The organism is uncultured Phyllobacterium sp., assembly GCF_902479695.1.
Classification (GTDB): domain Bacteria; phylum Pseudomonadota; class Alphaproteobacteria; order Rhizobiales; family Rhizobiaceae; genus Phyllobacterium; species Phyllobacterium calauticae.
On sequence record NZ_CABSQF010000003.1, the window covers coordinates 142,505 to 161,505 of the forward strand.

A 19,001-nucleotide genomic window follows, 5' to 3' on the forward strand; every position below is an offset into this window, starting at 1 on the left:
TCCGGATGGCCTACGAAAACATCATTGTGGAGACGCGTGAGAAAGTTGGTTTCATCCAGCTCAATCGTCCACAGGCGCTCAATGCACTCAACTCCGCCCTGCTCGGCGAACTCAGCACAGCGCTTGAAGCTTTCGACCGGGACAATGGTATCGGTGCCATCGTCATCACGGGCTCGGAAAAGGCCTTTGCCGCAGGCGCCGACATCAAGGAAATGCAGACATTGGATTTCGCCGATGCCTATCTCGGCGATTATTTCAGCGAGTGGGAGCGGGTCACGCGCCTGCGCAAGCCGCTGATCGCCGCTGTGGCCGGTTATGCGCTGGGCGGCGGCTGCGAGCTCGCCATGATGTGCGATTTCATCATCGCGGCCGATACCGCCAAATTCGGCCAGCCGGAGATCACCCTCGGCGTCATGCCCGGCATGGGCGGCTCACAGCGGCTGACGCGCTTTGTCGGCAAGTCCAAGGCGATGGATCTGTGCCTGACCGGGCGAATGATGGATGCGGCGGAAGCGGAGCGTTGCGGCCTTGTCTCGCGTGTTGTCCCGGCCGGCGATCTGGTGGAGGAAGCGTTGAAGGCTGCCCGGAAGATCGCCTCCTTCTCGCTGCCTGTCGCCATGATGACCAAGGAAACGGTCAACAGGGCCTATGAAACGACCCTTTCGGAAGGATTGAGATTTGAACGGCGTGTATTCCATTCCATGTTCGCGCTGGAAGACCAGAAGGAGGGGATGGCTGCCTTCGCGGAAAAACGCGCCCCGAATTTCAAGAATCGCTGAGGCCGAAATATCCACCGGCAAGGCGACGATTCCAAGTTGACGCAACCGGAAACGTGATCTATAAGCCCGACAACGTTTGGTGGCCCCTCGGCCACCCTATTATTTTGTGACGGCCGCGTTGATGCTGCCGAGTAGCTGACAGAAAAGAGAGGCATCATGGCCAACACTCCTTCGGCCAAGAAAGCGGCGCGTAAGATTGAAGCCCGCACCGAAGTAAACAAATCCCGCCGCTCACGCGTGCGCACCTTCCTTCGCAAGTTCGAAGATGCGGTGGCAAGCGGTGATCAGGCAGCCGCTTCCGTAGCCTTCAAGGCTGTTGAACCGGAAATGATGCGCGCTGCCACGAAGGGTGTCGTGCACAAGAATACGGCATCCCGGAAGGTTTCCCGTCTCGCACAGCGCCTTAAGGGCATGTCTGCCTAATCAGACACAAATAATCTATTTTAAACCCGGCTGGTCCTTAGCCGGGTTTTTTATTTGCCATTTTTTTGGGCATAAATTCGTTTCCGATGAAAAAGATTGTGGCATATCAAAACCCTGACATATGCTGGTCATAAATAGTTTCATACAAAAAGCGACAACCATCATTTCTTGTTTTATTTCAATAACTTACGGCAGGTAGCCATAATCGCCAGACCCTAGCCGGAAGAATCTGTCACCCCAGCCTATGTCAAGCGATAATTTAATATTTTTTTTTGATCGCGTGAGTCCGCAGTGCAGCAAAATCGGCATTCCAAAAAAGGCTTTGAATCCGAAGGCTTTTTCCCTGCCCAACCGGAGGTAGTTAAAAAAAACGCAAAAGCGTTAACCTTTAATTCACTAAAAAAGCGGCGCGCCTGCCCTTGCCCTCCCTGCAAAGGTTTTTGTAAGGTCCAGACATCGAAGGGGTGGGCAAAAACCCATTTAACAGGCTTATCAAATTAGTGGGTTCGGACGCAGATTTTTCGTTTGCGTAACGAGTACGTTTTTGTCGGGTATCCGGGTTGTACGACCTTGGATCGTTTCAGAAAAGAAGCAAGTTGGCAGCGCTGGCATCAGCCGGGCGTGAGTCTTTTTGCGCCAAAGTTGAAAGGGATGTGGACGTGGCGGTTTTTAGAATTTCGGTGCGAGATTGTTCAGACCTGTACTACGCGTCCCTGACCTTATCCAACAATTAGCTCCAGGAGATTGAAAGCCGGTCATAGGGGTGACCGGCTCTTGAGGACTGCAACCGGTCATGGACCGGTCCACATGCGAACACGGGCACTATCAAGCCCGAACAGATAAATATCAGGATGAGGCAATGACAATGACCAGCGGAATAATGGAAAACGGCACGAATGCAGCCATGGTCCCGCTCCATATGGACGAAGGGAAAAGTATGGTATCGGCCGGCAGCCAGGGCGAGACGATTTTCGAGAGGGTCAAGACCAAGCTCAAAGCCAAACTCGGAAATGAAGTTTACTCCAGCTGGTTCGGCCGCCTGAAGCTGGATGAGACATCCAAGAGCATTGTTCGCCTTTCCGTGCCGACCGCATTTCTTCGTTCCTGGATCAACAACCACTACTCCGACATGATCAACACGCTGTGGCATGAGGAGGATGAGCAGGTCCTGAAGGTGGAGATCGTTTTCCGCAGCGCCAGCCGCGCCAGCCGCCCCTCGCTTGAGGCAGAGCCTGCCTTGCGGGCCGACCAGCGTGCGATTGCCCGCGACAAGCCGGTTTTTCCCGTTGGCAGCACATCGCAGGACAAGAAGGCACCGGCACATTTTGCCGACCGTGCAACGGATCGCCCGGGACAGAACTCCGTGTTCGGTTCACCGCTGGATCCGCGCTACACTTTCGAGACATTTGTTGATGGCACGCCAAACCGGGTGGCCCTGGCTGCTGCGCGCACCATTGCGGATGCCGGCGCCAGTGCCGTTCGTTTCAATCCGCTGTTCATTCACGCCTCCGTCGGCCTCGGCAAGACGCATCTGCTGCAGGCCATCGCCGCCGATGCCCTGAAGCGCTCGGAGCGCGCCCGCGTGGTGTACCTGACTGCCGAATATTTCATGTGGCGTTTCGCAACGGCTATTCGCGACAACAACGCGCTGTCGTTCAAGGAACAGCTGCGCGATATCGATCTCCTGATCATCGATGACATGCAGTTCCTGCAGGGCAAATCGATCCAGCACGAATTCTGCCATCTGATCAATACGCTGCTCGACAGTGCCAAGCAGGTCGTGGTTGCCGCTGACCGCCCGCCGTCAGAGCTGGAATCGCTCGATGCGCGCGTGCGTTCGCGTCTGCAGGGCGGTGTTGCCCTTGAAATGATTTCGCCGGACTATGCGATGCGCCTTGAGATTCTCAAGCGCCGCCTGGTTGCCGCCCAGCAGGAAGACCAGTCCCTGGATATTTCGCCGGAGATTCTCGATCACGTCGCCCAGTCCGTCACCGGAAGCGGCCGTGAGCTGGAAGGCGCTTTCAACCAGCTGCTGTTCCGCCAGACCTTCGAGCCGAACCTGTCGGTTGACCGCGTCGACGAACTGCTCAGCCATCTGATGCGCGGCGGTGAAGCCAAGCGTATCCGCATCGAAGAAATCCAGCGCATCGTTGCGCGCCATTACAACGTCTCCAAGCAGGACCTTCTGTCCAACCGGCGCACGCGCACCATCGTCAAGCCGCGCCAGATCGCCATGTATCTTGCCAAGATGCTCACACCCCGCTCGCTGCCGGAAATCGGTCGGCGTTTCGGCGGCCGTGACCACACAACCGTTCTGCATGCGGTGCGCAAGATCGAAGATATTGTCGGCAAGGACCAGAAACTGTCGCAGGAACTCGAGCTCCTGAAGCGCCTGATCAACGACCAGGCCCAATAAGGCTACTTCACCACTTATCAACAGAAAGCCTGCGGTATGGTGCGTTGCAGCCAGCCGCAGGCTTGCTTTTTAGGGTGACTTTCTGCCAATTTGCTTGACCTTGGGGGAACTTCGCCCTCTCGCCAGAAAAAGCGCCGCAGGCCCTCACGGGCTTTGGGTCGAATAAGACAGTGAGACCGGTTTATCATGCGTGTAACTCTTGAACGTTCCAATCTTCTGAAGTCGCTCAACCATGTTCATCGCGTGGTCGAACGACGCAACACCATTCCGATTCTTTCGAACGTTCTTCTGCATGCCGAGGGTGCAAGCCTTGCCCTCAAGGCCACGGACCTTGACCTTGAAGTCACCGAAGCCACTGCCGCGCAAATCGAACAATCCGGTGCCACCACCGTGCCGGCCCACCTGCTCTATGACATCGTCCGCAAGCTGCCCGACGGCGCGGAAGTGATGCTGGCAACCAATGCCGACGGCAATTCCATGACGGTGACCTCGGGCCGGTCGAATTTCCGCCTGCAGTGCCTGCCGCAATCGGATTTCCCCGAACTGACCGCAGGATCCTTCACACACACATTCCGCATCACATCCACGGCGTTGAAAAGCCTGATCGAACGGACGCAATTCGCCATCTCCACGGAAGAAACCCGCTATTACCTCAATGGCATCTATTTCCATGCCATCGAGAGCGAGGGTTCGCTGAAGCTGCGCGCCGTGGCCACGGACGGACATCGTCTGGCCCGCGCCGAGCTGGAAGCGCCTTCCGGCGCGGAAGGCATGCCCGGCATCATCATTCCGCGCAAGACCGTTGCCGAGCTGCAGAAGCTTGTCGACGATCCCGACATTGCCGTGACCATCGAACTGTCGGACACAAAGATCCGCTTCACCATCGGCTCGGTGGTTCTGACCTCCAAGCTGATTGACGGCACATTCCCGGACTATCAGCGCGTCATCCCATCCGGCAACGACAAGAAACTGACCATCGACCGCCAGAGCTTCGCGTCTGCCGTTGACCGTGTCTCGACGATTTCGAGCGAGCGCGGCCGCGCCGTCAAGCTGACGATTGCCGATGGCCAGCTGACATTGACAGTCAACAATCCGGATTCGGGCAGCGCCACGGACGAGCTTGCGGCTGATTATGACTCCGATCCGATCGAGATCGGCTTCAATGCCAAATATCTCCTCGACATCACTGCCCAGCTTTCCGGCACGGAAGCGATCTTCATGCTGGCCGACGCCGGCTCGCCGACACTGGTGCGTGATACAGGCGATGCGAATGCGCTCTACGTGCTCATGCCGATGCGGGTTTGACGCAAACGGACAATCCCGCTGTGACCGATGATCCCAGAACGGACGCGGGCAAACCGGCCCGCGTTTCGATCAGCCGGTTGAAGCTTGCGCATTTCCGCAATTACGAAAACCTGTCATTGCGGCTCGGCCCGTCGCATGTGGTGCTGACCGGCGAGAACGGGTCGGGCAAGACCAATCTGCTGGAAGCCGTCTCGTTTCTTTCTCCCGGCCGCGGTTTGCGCCGCGCCACCTATACGGATGTCACCCGCAATGACGCGCCCGATGGTTTTGCCATCCATGCGGCCATCGAGACCGAGGAGGGCTCCGTGGATGTCGGTACCGGACTTGCAGGCAATGCACCGGGCGATACGGCGCGGCGGGTGCGCATCAATGGTGTCACCGCATCCAGTGCCGACGACCTCCTGGAATATTCCCGCATCCTCTGGCTGGTGCCTTCGATGGACGGCCTCTTTACCGGCGCGGCCGGGGACCGGCGGCGTTTTCTCGACCGGATGGTGCTGGCCATCGATCCGGCGCATGGCCGCCGTGTGCTCGACTATGAGAAGGCCATGCGCAGCCGCAACCGCCTGCTGACGGAAGAGCGCAGCAACGGCGCCTGGCTTGACGCCATTGAAACTCCCATGGCGGAGCTCGGCATCGCGATTGCCGCTGCCCGGGCCGAGCTCATGCGCCTGATCAACGGCATGATCGAGCGGCTGCCGGACGACAGTCCCTTCCCCAAGGCCGACTGCATCCTCGACGGCGAGTTGGAAGCACGCATCGGTATCGAATCGGCAACAGACGTTGAGGAGGCCTTTCGCCGAGCACTGCACGACGGACGCAGCCGTGACCGGGCGGCGGGACGCACATTGGATGGTCCGCACCGCTCCGACCTGCTGGTACGCCACCGGCCCAAGGCCATGCCTGCCGAACTCTGTTCCACCGGCGAGCAGAAAGCCCTGCTCATCGGCCTTATCCTGTCGCACGCGCGCCTCACGGGAGAACTGGCGGGCATGGCACCCATCCTGCTTCTGGACGAGATCGCCGCCCATCTTGATGAAGGCCGCCGCGCCGCCCTTTTTGACATCATCGAAGACCTTGGCGGACAGGCCTTCATGACGGGTACTGACCGCTCGCTGTTTTCCAGCCTAGCCGGCCGCGCGCAGTTTTTTGACGTGTCGCACGGAGAAGTGCACGCCGGATAGAGCGGGTGATGGCAAGCCCGCCTGCGGCCGTGTTAGCATGCCGGAGAATCGAATTCTTTCTGCAACAATCCCGTGAAACAAGGCCTCCATGGACACAGGGCTGTTATGGCCCGGTGCCTTGATCCAACAAAGGAATTCCCATGTCTGATCTTTCTGCCTTCCCTGTTACCAAGCGCTGGCCGGCACAGCATCCCGACCGCCTTCAGCTCTATTCGCTGCCGACACCCAATGGCGTGAAGGTATCCATCATGCTTGAAGAGCTTGGGCTGCCATATGAGACCCATCTCGTTGATATCGGCAAGAATGAAAGTTGGACGCCGGAATACCTGTCACTGAACCCCAACGGCAAGATTCCCGCGATCATCGATCCGGATGGTCCGGGCGGCAAGCCTCTGCCGCTGTTTGAATCCGGCGCGATCCTGCTCTATCTCGCCGAGAAAACCGGCAAATTCCTGCCTGCTGATCCGGCCCGGCGCTACGAGACCATCCAGTGGGTGTTCTTCCAGATGGCTGCCATTGGCCCAATGTTCGGTCAGGTCGGCTTTTTCCATAAGTTTGCCGGCCGGGAGTATGAGGACAAACGTCCGCTTGAGCGCTATGTGACTGAATCGAAACGTCTGCTCGGCGTGCTCGAAACGCACCTTGAAGGCCGTCAGTGGATCATGGATGACGACTACACCATCGCCGATATCGCCACGCTTGGCTGGGTGCGCAACCTGGTTGGCTTCTACGGTGCGGGCGAACTGGTCGACTATACCAGCCTGAAGAATGTCCCGGCGTGGCTCGAGCGCGGGCTTGCACGCCCAGCGGTGCAGCGCGGTCTTGATATACCCAAGCGCCCATAGGCGCCCGACTGCTCCGATTCCTTGTTATGAACCTCTGAACGCCGCCGCTTTGGCGGCGTTTGCCTGCGCCCCGGCTGGAGTGTGGTATCCGGGGTATTGTTGGAGATGATCTTCGTTCATTCCGCTTGATGTTAAACACCAAAATTACTCAGCGGCCGGAAACTTGCCCCGGCAATTCCGCCAGCCTAGATAGAACTCTGGAGGACGACCTCCTCGCGGCCGTAAAAGGCTGCGTCTGAACACAAGCCGGGGCGGCCCGCACATGGAAAAGGATGGTCGTCATGGCCTGGATTTATCTCGTCGTCGCAGGACTCTTTGAAATCGGCTGGGCCATCGGGCTCAAGTACACCGACGGTTTTACCCGGTTGACGCCGTCGGTACTGACCGGCGCCAGCATGGTGATCAGCGTTCTCGTGCTGGGCCTTGCCCTGCGTGAGCTGCCCGTGGGCAGCGCCTATGCCGTCTGGACCGGTATCGGCACGGTCGGTACCGCGCTGCTCGGCATGTATCTTTTCGGAGAACCGGCAACGGTCATCCGTCTCGTCTGCATCGGCCTGATCGTCTCCGGCATTGCCGGGTTGAAATTTCTTGCCTGAGACAAATCGGATGCTGCATTCGGGGTCCATCTTGTTCTAATGTAGCGCCATGAGCGACCCTGAAAACCCTGCCTTCACCTCCACTGAACTTGAACGCTATGCCCGTCACATCATCCTGGCGGAGATCGGCGGTCCCGGCCAGCAGAAGCTCAAGCGCGCCCGCGTGCTTGTCGTGGGCGCTGGCGGACTGGGCGCGCCGGTGCTGCAGTATCTGGCGGCCGCAGGCGTCGGTACGCTTGGCATTGTCGATGATGACCGGGTTTCGCTGTCCAATCTGCAGCGGCAGGTCATACACGACACCGACCTCGTCGGCTCGCCCAAGGTCGAAAGCGCCGTCCGCGCCATTGCCGCGATCAATCCGCATGTTACGGTCGAAGCCCATGAAACGCGCATTGCACACGATAACGCCGCCGATCTCATCAGCCGTTATCACATCGTCGTCGACGGCTCGGACAATTTCGACACACGCTATCTGCTTGCCGATGCCTGTGCAGCGGGAAAACGCCCGCTGGTTTCCGCAGCGCTCGGACGGTTCGACGGCTCCCTGACAACGCTCAAACCCTATGAACGGAATGGCAAGGGCGAACAGAACCCGTCCTATCGCGATCTCTTCCCTTCCCCGCCGCCGCCAGGTCTCGTGCCTGCCTGCGCTGAAGCCGGTGTTCTCGGCGTGCTCCCCGGTGTTATCGGCAGCCTGCAGGCCACCGAAGTCATCAAGCTGATCACCGGTATCGGCGAGCCGCTGATCGGCAGGCTGCTGCTTTACGATGCATTGAGCTCGCGCTTCGAGACGATCAGGTACAAGGCAAACACCGCCGGAGCTGCGGCGTGAGCGGACAGAAGGCCCTTCGCCATGGCGCTTGAGCTGACTGCGGAGCAAAGGGCAATCGCCAATGGTGCACGCGGCGAGGGCGCGGCGATGGCTCTGCGCATTGTCGCGGCGACAGCCCGCTTGATGGGCGCCCCGTCGCTCATTCCCATTGCCTCAGCCCATATCGACGGCGCGCTCTATCACGGGGATTCCGGCACGCTGTTTGCCGAGAAGCTCGTGGAAGGCGGGGCAAGGGTTGCCGTGAGAGCCACGCTCAATGTCGGCTCACTTGACCTGACCGGCTGTTCGAAGAACCGGCTGGAGCCGCATGAGCGCGGCATGGCCCGGCGGATGATGGATGCCTACCGGACGCTCGGCTGCGAACCGACATGGACATGCGCGCCCTATCAGGCCGGGCACCGTCCCGCCTATGGCAGCGACGTCGCCTGGGGCGAATCCAATGCGGTGGTCTTCTGCAATTCCGTCTTCGGCGCGCGGACCAACCGCAATGGCGACTTTCTCGATATCGCCTGCGCCATTGCAGGCTACGCCCCGTACTACGGATTTCATCTCCCGGAAAACCGCCGGGCCAGAATCGTCTTCGATGTATCGGGGCTGGACGCGGAGTTCCTGGCATCCGAGGCCGCGTGGCCGATCCTTGGCAGTCTTTACGGGCGGGAAATGGGCGATGCCGTGGGTGTTGTCACCGGTATCGAACATCATCCCGGAGAAGATGCGCTGAAAGCTTTTGGCGCAGCAGCGGCCTCCGCCGGTGCCGTCGGGCTTTTCCACGTGGCCGGCGTTACGCCCGAAGCGCCGGACCTTGCGACCGCCCTGCATCATCGGGCGCCGGAAACAGTGATCAAAGTCACCACCGACATGATCGGAGATTCCCGGCGCAGGCTGTCCACAGCGGCCGGCGCCGAATCCATCCATGCCGTGGCTATCGGCAGCCCGCATCTTTCCGGCGCCGAGTTTGATCGCCTGGAGCGGCTGATCGCCGGGCGTCATCTCCATGTTCCGCTCTATGCCTGCACAGGCCGCCATGCCCTCGCCGCGCTCGAAAGCAGCGGCAAACGCCTGATACTGGAACAGAGCGGCGTCATTATCGTCGCCGATACCTGTGTCGTCGTCACGCCCATCCTGCCCGATATCGACAATGCCGTGCTGATGACCAATTCGGGAAAGTTTGCCCATTATGCGCCGGGGAATACGGGTTATGGCGTTATTTACGGCTCCATGGCCGAATGTGTGGAAAGTGCCGTTACCGGGCACCCAGTGTTTGGAGCCACCGAATGAACCGGTTTCAAACAGAAATTCTTGTGCAAGGCCAGCCAGCTCTGGCAGAGGCGCTGGTTTTGACAGCCCCCATCAGCTTCTGGGGCGGCGTCAATCCCAAGACCGGACGGATCGCCGACGTGCGCCATCCCCAGCACGGCATCGCCATCACCGGCAAGGTTCTGTGCCTACCGGGAACCATCGGGTCATCATCGGCGGCAGCCGTGCTTCTGGAACTCGTTTCTGCCGGTCTCGCACCCGCAGCCATCATCCTGCATGAGCCCGACGCCATTCTCCTCCTGGGCCTGATTGTCGCGCAGGAGATGGGCCACGCAACGCCCATGGCTGTCAAACTCGACCGCAGGGAGTTTACCCACCTGATCGATCAAACGCTCGCGATTGATGTTGTCGGGATGGTCAGCGTTCAATAATTCGCGTTGTTGCCAGCGACACCGGCTTAAACGAGGTTGGGCAAAACCCGGTCCGGCGGACGATGCCCGTCAATGAAGGTGCGGATATTGATGATCACTTTCTCGCCCATGTCGATGCGGCCTTCCAGCGTTGCCGAACCCATATGCGGCAGGATGACGACCTTGCCCGCCTTGGCCAACTTACGGAGCTTTGAATTGACTGCCGGCTCGTGTTCGAAGACATCAAGCGCCGCGCCGGAGAGCTTTCCGGTTTCCAGCTGGGCGATCAGCGCCTGCTCATCGATGATCTGGCCGCGCGCCGTGTTGACGATGAAAGCGGAAGGCTGCATCAGCGCCAGCCGCCGCGCCGAGAGCAAATGGAACGTGGCGGGCGTGGACGGACAGTTGACTGAGATGATGTCCATTCGGGCCAGCATCTGATCGAGACTGTCCCAATAGGTTGCTTCCAGTTCGACTTCTGTCCTGGGACTGACCGGCTTGCGGTTGTGATAATGGATCGACAGGCCAAAAGCCTTGGCGCGGCGGGCAACGGCAGTGCCGATACGGCCCATGCCGACAATGCCGAGGCGCTTGCCCCAGATACGCCGCCCAAGCATCCAGGTCGGGCCCCAGCCCTCCCATTTGCCGTCATCGAGAAGAATGGATGCGCCTTCCACCAAGCGCCGCGGCACAGCCAGCATCAGGGCCATAGTCATGTCGGCGGTGTCTTCGCTCAGGACATTGGGGGTATTGGTGACAGTGATGCCGCGCTTGGCGGCGGCAGGAACGTCGATATTGTCAACGCCATTGCCGAAATTGGCGATAAGCTTGAGATTCGGACCGGCTGCATTGATGATCTCTTCATCGATACGGTCGGTAACCGTGGGCACGAGAACATTGGCTTGCTGGACGGCCTCGATCAGTTCCGCCTTTGACAACCGCCGGTCATCGACATTCAACCGCGCTTCGAAGAGTTCACGCATGCGCGTCTCAACGGAATCGGGCAGTTTTCGGGTGATGACGACCAGAGGCTTTTTGTTAACCAATATTCCCCTCCCTTTTTCCGATGATATTGAGACCTCTTTAACCAAGTCATTGCAAACTGCAATTGCTCTTGAGCTCCGATACTTGTCTATCAAGGCGGCGCGTCAAAGACAAAGAAAAATAGGGATCGTTCCTTGTTCAACCGCATAATTGCCGGAAAAGAGCTCAGAACGATGAAGGACTGATTTTGTTGGGCATCTCATTTATTCGTTCTTTCACACTGACCGCCGGTATTGCGTCGGCCCTTTCCCTCGCCGTTCCCGCGGCGATTCCCGGCATTGCCACGGCCTATGCCGCCCAACAGGTTGGCCCCAGCGGCCTGCCATTGCCGCGTTTTGTCAGCCTGAAACCCGGCCGCGTCAATTTGCGCGTCGGACCGGGACGCGACTACGCCGTGACGTGGCTGTTTCTGAAATCGGGCCTGCCGGTGGAAATCGTCCAGGAATATGACAACTGGCGGCGCATTCGCGATTCCGAGGGAACGGAAGGCTGGGTCTATCAGTCCCTCCTCTCCGGCAAGCGCACCGCGATGACAGCCCCGTGGCAGCGTGACAAGGACAATGTCATGCTGAATGTCTATCGCAGCGCCGATGACAAGGCGGGCATCGTGGCGCAGGTGCAGCCCGGCGTTCTGGCAACCCTCAAGATGTGCAATGGGGATTGGTGCCGGCTGATATTCAGCGGCGCCAGCGGCTGGATGCGCCAATCGGATATCTGGGGTGCCTATCCCGGCGAGAAGTTTGATTAATCCATAGAATCCGAGCGGGCTTGCCTCACATGCCCGTCAGACTGCACAATCCGTCATCATTGATATGCGATTGGATCAGCCGCGTTTTTTGCGCAGGCGGATGATGATGTCCACGTTGACGATTTCCATGCCTTCCGGCACCGGCGGAAGATGGCCGACCATGGCCGAGCCATCCGGAATATCGATCACCTGATTTTCGCCTTCGACAAAAAAGTGATGGTGATCGGAAACGTTGGTATCGAAATAGGTTTTTGCGCCTTCGACGGCGAGGATGCGCAACATGCCTGCCTGGGTGAACTGGTGCAGGGTATTGTAGACCGTCGCAAGGGAAACAGGCACATTGGCGCCGAGCGCCTCTTCATGCAGTTCTTCCGCCGAAAGATGACGATCGCCCTTGGCAAAGATCAGACTGGCAAGCGCTACACGCTGACGGGTGGGACGCAAACCCGCAAAGCGCAGGCGCTCTTGCAAGGGTACGTCGGCATCAATCTCATAAGAAATATGCATGGCCCGTCTGCCACTCCGTTAAATGATATCAAAAGTCTCACCATAGACTGTTGTCTATCGTGTTACATCATTGATATATGCCGTCTTGCGAAATCGATCAATAGGCCGCAATTCAGCCATTCCGTTAGGGATAAGCCAACAGACCGTTTTCAGCGAGAAACACTCTGTGATAGGGTCCGCCCGCGCAAAAGCGCCAGCACTGAAGCAATTGATGGGAGACAGAATGCCAGAACAGAAATCAAGCTACGGGTACGAAGAGCTCCTTACGTGTGCCCGCGGAGAGATGTTCGGTCAGGGCAATGCCCAGTTGCCAGCTCCACCCATGCTGATGTTTGATCGCATTACCGAGATTTCCGAGACCGGCGGCGAAAACGGCAAGGGCTATATCCGTGCTGAATTCGACATCAAGCCGGACCTGTGGTTCTTCCCGTGTCACTTCATTGGCGATCCCGTCATGCCGGGCTGCCTTGGTCTCGACGCCATGTGGCAGCTGACCGGCTTTTATCTGGGCTGGCTCGGCGAGCCCGGCAAAGGCCGCGCGCTGTCGACCGGCGAGGTCAAGTTCACCGGCATGGTCACCCCGAAAACCAAGATTGTCGAGTATGGCATCGACTTCAAGCGCGTCATGCGCGGTCGTCTGGTGCTGGGCATTGCGGACGGCTGGCTAAAAGCCGACGGCGAAACTATCTATAAGGCAACCGACCTGCGGGTTGGCCTATTCAAGGAAAGCGCTGCCTGACCCTATCGGTCAGCGCAGCACCTTCAAGGAGATCGCAATGCGGCGAGTGGTTGTGACGGGGATGGGTATCGTGTCCTCTATCGGAAATAACGTGCAGGAGGTGCTGGAATCCCTGCGTGCAGCGAAATCGGGTATTGTCTTCGCGGAAGACTATGCAAAATACGGTTTCCGCAGTCAGGTGCACGGCGCTCCCACGCTTGATCCGGCAACGCTGGTCGACCGGCGCGCCATGCGCTTCCATGGCGGGGGAACCGCATGGAATCACGTGGCCATGGACCAGGCCATCGCCGATGCCGGTCTCGACGAGAGCCAGATTTCCAACGAGCGCACCGGTATCATCATGGGTTCCGGCGGTTCATCCACCCGCACCATCGTCGAAGCTGCCGATAAAACCCGCGAATCGGGTTCATCCAAGAAAGTCGGCCCGTTTGCCGTGCCGAAAGCCATGTCTTCGACCGCATCGGCAACGCTTGCCACATGGTTCAAGATCAAGGGTGTCAACTATTCCATTTCATCGGCCTGCGCGACGTCCAATCACTGCGTCGGCAATGCCTTCGAGATGATCCAGTATGGCAAGCAGGACATGATGTTTGCCGGCGGCTGCGAAGATCTCGACTGGACGCTTTCCGTGCTTTTCGACGGCATGGGCGCCATGTCCTCCAAGTTCAACGACCGGCCTTCGGTTGCATCGCGCGCCTATGACAAGAACCGCGACGGTTTCGTCATCTCCGGCGGCGCGGGCGTGCTGGTTCTGGAAGAGCTGGAACATGCCAAGGCGCGCGGCGCCAAGATTTACGGCGAAATCGTCGGTTATGGCGTGACATCGGACGGTGCCGACATGGTTGCGCCAAGCGGTGAAGGCGCCGCCCGCTGCATGCGGATGGCCATCGAGCATGTGAAGGGCAAGGTGGATTACATCAATCCGCACGCCACATCGACACCGGTTGGCGATCTCAAGGAGATCGAAGCCATTCGCGAAGTGTTCGGCACGGCGGAAGCCGGCTGCCCGCCGATCTCGGCGACAAAATCACTGACCGGGCACTCGCAGGGTGCCACCGGCGTGCACGAATCAATCTATTCGCTTTTGATGATGAACCACAATTTCATCGCCGAGAGCGCCAATATAGAAGAACTCGATCCGGCATTCGAGGACATGCCTATTGTGCGCAAGCGGATCGACAATGCCAAACTGGATACGGTGCTGACCAATTCCTTCGGATTTGGTGGCACCAATGCAACGCTGGTGTTCCAGCGTTTCCAGGGTTGAGAGGGAAGAATATGGGTGAACTGATGAAAGGCAAACGCGGTCTCATTATGGGGGTCGCGAACAGCCATTCCATTGCCTGGGGCATTGCCAAGGAACTGGCCGACAACGGCGCTGAACTCGCCTTCACCTATCAGGGCGATGCCTTCGGCAAGCGCGTTGCACCGCTCGCGGAACAACTCGGCTCCAAGCTGCTGCTTCCCTGTGATGTCGAGGATATCGCAACCGTCGACGCCGTGTTCGAGACCCTGGAAAAGGAATGGGGCACGCTTGATTTCGTCGTGCATGCCATCGGCTTTTCCGACAAGTCGCAGCTCAAGGGCCGCTATGCCGATGTAACCACGCGCGACAATTTCAGCCGCACCATGGTGATATCAGCCTATTCCTTCACGGAAGTGGCGCAGCGTGCTTCGAAACTGATGACGAATGGCGGCTCCATCCTGACGCTGACCTATGGCGGCTCGACCCGCGTCATGCCGAACTACAACGTCATGGGCGTGGCCAAGGCTGCCCTTGAAGCCATGGTGCGCTATCTCGCCGCCGATTACGGCCCGGAAAGCATCCGCGTCAACGCGATCTCCGCCGGTCCGGTCCGCACGCTGGCTGGCGCCGGCATCGGCGACGCACGCGCCATGTTCTCCTACCAGAAGCGCAACGCGCCGCTGCGCCGCACCGTCGATATCGACGATGTCGGCCGCTCGGCGCTCTATCTTCTCTCGGATATGTCGAGCGGCGTGACCGGCGAAATCCACTATGTGGATTCCGGCTACAACATCGTATCGATGCCAACGCTCGAAGAACTGAAGAAATCCGACGACGGTAAGGAATAAACCCTCCTGCCAGAATTGACAGCAGTCCCGTGAGACCAGGCTTGGTTTTGCGGGATTTTTGTTGAAAGTGGGCCTCCCTTTTTCGTCAGGAATGTCAGGAGACCCACCATGCGCCTCGTTGAAACGCTTATCTACAGCCTGCGCCCGGGAACAGGAGCCGAATTCCACAAACTGGTGTGCGACGAAAGCCTGCCCATACACCAGTCCATCGATATGGACGTGGTCGACTTCGGCCAATCGGAGCATCACCCCGATGCCTATTTCCTCGTGCGCGCCTATGACAATCTCGACCACCTCAACGCTTCGCAGGAAGCGCTCTATTCCAGCGATACCTGGCGCAGGGGTCCACGTCCCGCCATTTTGCAACGGATCATCGTCAGCCTCAAATCCATGGCGTGGATGAGCGAGGCGGCCATCGAAGAAACGAGGCTGTGCGGTATCCGGCGCCGGCGATTGAACTGACTATTTTTTCGCTTCGATGATCTTGTAACCGGCAGTGTCCTCGATCGGCAGGACGGAGCGGAACAGTGCCTTCAGGCCCGCCTCGTAGGGCATCTGGCGGTTGGCGACGAGCAGCAGTCTGCCGCCCGGCTTCAGCCGCTTGGCGGCCGCCGCAATGAAACCCTGCCCCATGGTCGGGTCGGCACTGCGTCCCGCATGGAATGGCGGGTTCATGACGATCGTGTCGTAAATCTCGGCGATGGTTTCGCCATTGACGTCGTGCCAGTGGAATGACAACGGCAGCTCGGTTGCTCCGGCAAGGTTCAGCTTTGCCGCTTCGAGTGCTTCAAAATCCGCCTCATAGACTGCCAGCGATTTCAGCTTTTCCGGATGTTTCAGGACTTCGCTGGCAAGATAACCCCAACCGGCGCCGAAATCGGCGACATGGCCGCTGATGCGTCCGGCAAAATGCTTCACCAGCAGCGCCGATCCCTTGTCGATGGCCGTGTGGGAAAACATGCCGGGTGCGGTGGTAAAGCGCGCGTCGACCAGCGTCGGTTCAGCCACAAGCGCCTCCACCTGTGCCTCATCGACAGCCTCGGGCCGGGTAAACCAGAAAGCCACCGCATGGTGCTTGGACAGCCGGTCGGTGACCGGCGCAAATTTCTCGACTGTCTTGCGGAAACTGTCGATACCAAGTTTCTTGTCGCCGCCCACCACGATCAGGCCGCCCGCTTCGACATGGCGCAAAGCCTGCGCCAGCCATGCCTCATTGCGCCCACGATGCTTGCCAAGAAGGATCAGCGCGCCCTTGAAGCTTTCCTTGCCCTCAAGACGGGAGACCGCCTGGAAGCCCGCTTTTTGCAAGGCGTTGTAATCCGGCCTGAATGGTTGAAGAGCTGTCAGGACATCTTTCCACGCAGGATCGATATCTCGCTCCACCTCGGCGCCAAGAAACAGCCATGCGCTGCCTGCGCCGGGAACCGGCAATATCCCGTCTTCAAAGGGCAGAAAGAGCGTCTTGAGTGCGCCGTTGGCCATGGCAATGTCCATCCATCAATAGGTCTGTCTGAAGCGGAATTGACTGGAATGGCAACCTTCCATGCCAATCGAACCCCGCCAAGAAAAAAGCGCGCCACGGGGGCGCGCTTTCATCACGTCAAAGCAAGAGGCTTATTCAGCGTCTTCTTCAGCCTGCTTCTTTTCCTGAACGATTTCCTTGCCGGTTTCCTGGTCGACAACCTTCATCGACAGGCGAACCTTGCCACGTTCGTCAAAGCCCATGAGCTTGACCCAGACCTTCTGGCCTTCCTTGACCACATCGGAGGTCTTGGCAACGCGCTCGGAAGCGAGCTGGGAAATATGGACCAGACCATCGCGCGGACCGAAGAAATTGACGAATGCGCCGAAGTCTGCGGTCTTGACGACCGTACCTTCATAGATTTCGCCGACTTCAGGCTCAGCAACGATCGAATGAATCCACTTGCGGGCGGCTTCGATTTCCTTGGCAGAGGAGGACGCGATCTTGACCGTGCCATCGTCTTCGATGTTGATCTTCGCACCGGTCTTTTCGACGATTTCACGAATGACCTTGCCGCCAGAACCGATAACGTCACGGATCTTGTCGGTCGGGATGTTCATGACTTCGATGCGCGGTGCAAATTCGCCGAGTTCCGAACGGCCTTCGGTGATGGCCTTGGCCATTTCGCCGAGGATGTGCAGACGGCCGTCCTTTGCCTGACCCAGAGCAACCTTCATGATCTCTTCGGTGATACCGTCGATCTTGATGTCCATCTGCAGGGCAGTGATACCGCTTTCAGTACCGGCAACCTTGAAATCCATGTCGCCGAGGTGATCTTCGTCGCCGAGGATGTCGGACAGAACAGCGAACTTCTCGCCTTCGAGAATCAGGCCCATGGCAATACCAGCAACCGGACGGAGCAGCGGAACGCCGGCATCCATCAGGGCAAGCGATGTGCCGCAGACAGTCGCCATTGAGGACGAGCCGTTGGATTCGGTGATTTCCGAAACCGTGCGCAGCGTGTAGGGGAACTGTTCCTTGGCAGGCAGAACCGGATGGATAGCGCGCCAGGCGAGCTTGCCATGACCGATTTCACGACGGCCGGGCGAACCCATGCGACCTGTTTCACCGACCGAATAGGGCGGGAAATTGTAGTGAAGCATGAAGGTTTCTTTGTACATGCCGGTCAGCGAGTCGACATACTGTTCGTCTTCGCCGGTGCCGAGCGTTGCAACAACGATGGCCTGTGTTTCACCGCGGGTGAACAGGGCCGAACCGTGGGTGCGCGGCAGAAGGCCGACTTCCGATACGATCGGACGAACCGTCGAGAGGTCGCGTCCGTCGATACGGCCGCCCGTGTCGAGGATGTTCCAGCGAACGATCTTCGCCTGAACCGACTTGAACACGGTTGCGATCTGTTCGGCGGAGAATTCCGGCTCTTCAACACCTTCCGGGAAGAAGTGTGCCTTGACCTTTGCCTTGGCCGCATCAACAGCGGCATAACGCTGCTGCTTGTCGGTGATCTTGTAGGCAGCGCGCAGATCGGCTTCACAAACCTTGAGAACCGCAGCTTCAACAGCAGAAAGATCTTCTGCCTGGAAATCGCGTGGCTCTTTTGCAGCAACTTCAGCAAGCTTGATGATCGCGTCGATAACCGGCTGGAAGCTCTTGTGACCAAACATCACGGCGCCGAGCATGACGTCTTCAGCCAATTCCTTGGCTTCCGATTCAACCATCAGAACGGCTTCGCCTGTACCGGCAACAACGAGATCGAGGCTCGACTCGACCATTTCATCGATGGTTGGGTTCAGCTTGTATTCGCCGCCGATGTAGCCGACGCGTGCGCCGCCGATCGGACCCATGAATGGAACACCGGACAGTGTCAGCGCTGCGGAAGCACCGATGAGCGAAACGATGTCAGGATTGTTTTCGAGGTCGTGCTGGATAACCGTCAGGACAACCTGTGTGTCGTTCTTGTAGCCATCGGCAAAGAGCGGGCGGATCGGACGGTCGATCAGGCGCGAAACCAGTGTTTCGTTTTCGCTCGGACGGCCTTCACGCTTGAAGTAGCCGCCTGGAATCTTGCCGGCCGCGTAGGTCTTTTCCTGGTAGTTTACGGTCAGCGGAAAGAAATCCTGACCTGGCTTTGGTTCCTTGGCGGAAACAATGGTGGCGAGAACGACGGTTTCGCCGTAGGTGGCGAGAACTGCGCCGTCAGCCTGGCGGGCAATCTTGCCCGTTTCCAGAATGAGCGGACGACCGCCCCATTCGATTTCAACTTTGTGTTGATTAAACATATCTTGTCCTTCAGTGGGGAAATACGCGCATCCCTTTGATGCAGCATGTTTCGCCCGTTTCGT

General features: G+C 58.6%; 19 protein-coding genes. 15 read left to right on the forward strand and 4 right to left on the reverse strand.

The features are described from left to right. Window positions 1–5: 5 nt before the first annotated feature. From RDL77_RS03115 to RDL77_RS03160, 10 genes are all read left to right on the forward strand, one after another. Entirely contained in the window at window positions 6–779 is a 774-nt protein-coding gene (locus RDL77_RS03115) for an enoyl-CoA hydratase (RefSeq protein ID WP_288191767.1), read from the forward strand. 156 nt (window positions 780–935) lie between these two features. Continuing rightward, on the forward strand, window positions 936–1,202 hold the full coding sequence (gene rpsT, locus RDL77_RS03120) for a 30S ribosomal protein S20 (RefSeq protein WP_105736677.1): 267 nt from the start codon (window positions 936–938) through the stop codon (window positions 1,200–1,202). An 865-nt stretch (window positions 1,203–2,067) separates the two neighbouring features. Beyond that, complete coding sequence (gene dnaA, locus RDL77_RS03125; protein WP_374042655.1) at window positions 2,068–3,618, forward strand: chromosomal replication initiator protein DnaA; 1,551 nt, start codon at window positions 2,068–2,070, stop codon at window positions 3,616–3,618. Window positions 3,619–3,804: 186 nt separating this feature from the next. Then, entirely contained in the window at window positions 3,805–4,923 is a 1,119-nt protein-coding gene (gene dnaN, locus RDL77_RS03130; RefSeq protein WP_223612033.1) for a DNA polymerase III subunit beta, read from the forward strand. Between the two features lie 20 nt (window positions 4,924–4,943). Further along, window positions 4,944–6,107, forward strand: coding sequence for a DNA replication/repair protein RecF (gene recF, locus RDL77_RS03135; protein ID WP_288191768.1), 1,164 nt, complete (start codon window positions 4,944–4,946; stop codon window positions 6,105–6,107). Between the two features lie 140 nt (window positions 6,108–6,247). Continuing rightward, entirely contained in the window at window positions 6,248–6,952 is a 705-nt protein-coding gene (locus tag RDL77_RS03140) for a glutathione S-transferase N-terminal domain-containing protein (protein ID WP_288191769.1), read from the forward strand. Window positions 6,953–7,233: 281 nt separating this feature from the next. Next, entirely contained in the window at window positions 7,234–7,548 is a 315-nt protein-coding gene (gene sugE / locus RDL77_RS03145) for a quaternary ammonium compound efflux SMR transporter SugE (RefSeq protein ID WP_105736796.1), read from the forward strand. A gap of 49 nt (window positions 7,549–7,597) precedes the next feature. Further along, on the forward strand, window positions 7,598–8,380 hold the full coding sequence (locus tag RDL77_RS03150; RefSeq protein WP_288191770.1) for a molybdopterin-synthase adenylyltransferase MoeB: 783 nt from the start codon (window positions 7,598–7,600) through the stop codon (window positions 8,378–8,380). A 21-nt stretch (window positions 8,381–8,401) separates the two neighbouring features. After that, complete coding sequence (locus tag RDL77_RS03155) at window positions 8,402–9,658, forward strand: aconitase X catalytic domain-containing protein (protein ID WP_288191771.1); 1,257 nt, start codon at window positions 8,402–8,404, stop codon at window positions 9,656–9,658. Further along, on the forward strand, window positions 9,655–10,068 hold the full coding sequence (locus RDL77_RS03160; protein WP_288191772.1) for an aconitase X swivel domain-containing protein: 414 nt from the start codon (window positions 9,655–9,657) through the stop codon (window positions 10,066–10,068). The genes RDL77_RS03155 and RDL77_RS03160 overlap by 4 nt, the downstream gene beginning before the upstream one ends. A gap of 26 nt (window positions 10,069–10,094) precedes the next feature. On the opposite strand, the gene RDL77_RS03165 is transcribed toward RDL77_RS03160, so the two are convergent. Then, a complete protein-coding gene (locus RDL77_RS03165; protein WP_223612408.1) occupies window positions 10,095–11,096 on the reverse strand; it encodes a D-glycerate dehydrogenase in 1,002 nt (333 codons plus the stop codon). Between the two features lie 185 nt (window positions 11,097–11,281). Here RDL77_RS03165 and RDL77_RS03170 point away from each other — a divergent pair, with 185 nt between their 5' ends. Beyond that, window positions 11,282–11,839 carry an SH3 domain-containing protein gene (locus RDL77_RS03170; RefSeq protein ID WP_374042648.1) on the forward strand — a complete coding sequence of 186 codons (558 nt, stop codon included), beginning with the start codon at window positions 11,282–11,284 and terminating at the stop codon, window positions 11,837–11,839. Between the two features lie 75 nt (window positions 11,840–11,914). Here the strand turns inward: RDL77_RS03170 and irrA are convergent, their stop codons facing one another. After that, window positions 11,915–12,346, reverse strand: coding sequence for an iron response transcriptional regulator IrrA (irrA, locus tag RDL77_RS03175; protein WP_105736688.1), 432 nt, complete (start codon window positions 12,344–12,346; stop codon window positions 11,915–11,917). Between the two features lie 223 nt (window positions 12,347–12,569). Between irrA and fabA the strand changes: the two genes are divergently transcribed. The 4 genes from fabA to RDL77_RS03195 all read left to right on the forward strand — a co-directional run bounded on the left by fabA (window position 12,570) and on the right by RDL77_RS03195 (window position 15,641). Then, window positions 12,570–13,085, forward strand: coding sequence for a 3-hydroxyacyl-[acyl-carrier-protein] dehydratase FabA (gene fabA / locus RDL77_RS03180; protein ID WP_223612043.1), 516 nt, complete (start codon window positions 12,570–12,572; stop codon window positions 13,083–13,085). 37 nt (window positions 13,086–13,122) lie between these two features. After that, window positions 13,123–14,352 carry a beta-ketoacyl-ACP synthase I gene (gene fabB, locus RDL77_RS03185; protein ID WP_288191773.1) on the forward strand — a complete coding sequence of 410 codons (1,230 nt, stop codon included), beginning with the start codon at window positions 13,123–13,125 and terminating at the stop codon, window positions 14,350–14,352. A gap of 11 nt (window positions 14,353–14,363) precedes the next feature. Further along, window positions 14,364–15,179 carry an enoyl-ACP reductase FabI gene (gene fabI / locus RDL77_RS03190; protein WP_223612046.1) on the forward strand — a complete coding sequence of 272 codons (816 nt, stop codon included), beginning with the start codon at window positions 14,364–14,366 and terminating at the stop codon, window positions 15,177–15,179. Window positions 15,180–15,287: 108 nt separating this feature from the next. Beyond that, window positions 15,288–15,641 (forward strand): hypothetical protein, encoded by a 354-nt coding sequence (locus RDL77_RS03195; protein WP_288191774.1) that lies wholly within the window; start codon window positions 15,288–15,290, stop codon window positions 15,639–15,641. Here the strand turns inward: RDL77_RS03195 and RDL77_RS03200 are convergent, their stop codons facing one another. Together RDL77_RS03200 and pnp are read right to left on the reverse strand one after the other, a co-directional pair. Then, entirely contained in the window at window positions 15,642–16,661 is a 1,020-nt protein-coding gene (locus tag RDL77_RS03200) for a class I SAM-dependent methyltransferase (RefSeq protein ID WP_288191775.1), read from the reverse strand. 132 nt (window positions 16,662–16,793) lie between these two features. Further along, window positions 16,794–18,938 (reverse strand): polyribonucleotide nucleotidyltransferase, encoded by a 2,145-nt coding sequence (gene pnp / locus RDL77_RS03205; protein WP_223612051.1) that lies wholly within the window; start codon window positions 18,936–18,938, stop codon window positions 16,794–16,796. Window positions 18,939–19,001: the final 63 nt, after the last annotated feature.

What these genes read in the sequence shown, in the direction of transcription:
- RDL77_RS03115 (WP_288191767.1), top strand. Translation starts at nt 6, where the DNA reads ATGGCCTACGAAAACATCATTGTGGAGACGCGTGAGAAAGTTGGTTTC.
- rpsT (WP_105736677.1), top strand. Translation starts at nt 936, where the DNA reads ATGGCCAACACTCCTTCGGCCAAGAAAGCGGCGCGTAAGATTGAAGCC.
- dnaA (WP_374042655.1), top strand. Translation starts at nt 2,068, where the DNA reads ATGACCAGCGGAATAATGGAAAACGGCACGAATGCAGCCATGGTCCCG.
- dnaN (WP_223612033.1), top strand. Translation starts at nt 3,805, where the DNA reads ATGCGTGTAACTCTTGAACGTTCCAATCTTCTGAAGTCGCTCAACCAT.
- RDL77_RS03140 (WP_288191769.1), top strand. Translation starts at nt 6,248, where the DNA reads ATGTCTGATCTTTCTGCCTTCCCTGTTACCAAGCGCTGGCCGGCACAG.
- sugE (WP_105736796.1), top strand. Translation starts at nt 7,234, where the DNA reads ATGGCCTGGATTTATCTCGTCGTCGCAGGACTCTTTGAAATCGGCTGG.
- RDL77_RS03150 (WP_288191770.1), top strand. Translation starts at nt 7,598, where the DNA reads ATGAGCGACCCTGAAAACCCTGCCTTCACCTCCACTGAACTTGAACGC.
- RDL77_RS03155 (WP_288191771.1), top strand. Translation starts at nt 8,402, where the DNA reads ATGGCGCTTGAGCTGACTGCGGAGCAAAGGGCAATCGCCAATGGTGCA.
- RDL77_RS03160 (WP_288191772.1), top strand. Translation starts at nt 9,655, where the DNA reads ATGAACCGGTTTCAAACAGAAATTCTTGTGCAAGGCCAGCCAGCTCTG.
- irrA (WP_105736688.1), bottom strand. Translation starts at nt 12,346, where the DNA reads ATGCATATTTCTTATGAGATTGATGCCGACGTACCCTTGCAAGAGCGC.
- fabA (WP_223612043.1), top strand. Translation starts at nt 12,570, where the DNA reads ATGCCAGAACAGAAATCAAGCTACGGGTACGAAGAGCTCCTTACGTGT.
- fabB (WP_288191773.1), top strand. Translation starts at nt 13,123, where the DNA reads ATGCGGCGAGTGGTTGTGACGGGGATGGGTATCGTGTCCTCTATCGGA.
- fabI (WP_223612046.1), top strand. Translation starts at nt 14,364, where the DNA reads ATGGGTGAACTGATGAAAGGCAAACGCGGTCTCATTATGGGGGTCGCG.
- RDL77_RS03195 (WP_288191774.1), top strand. Translation starts at nt 15,288, where the DNA reads ATGCGCCTCGTTGAAACGCTTATCTACAGCCTGCGCCCGGGAACAGGA.
- RDL77_RS03200 (WP_288191775.1), bottom strand. Translation starts at nt 16,661, where the DNA reads ATGGCCAACGGCGCACTCAAGACGCTCTTTCTGCCCTTTGAAGACGGG.
- pnp (WP_223612051.1), bottom strand. Translation starts at nt 18,938, where the DNA reads ATGTTTAATCAACACAAAGTTGAAATCGAATGGGGCGGTCGTCCGCTC.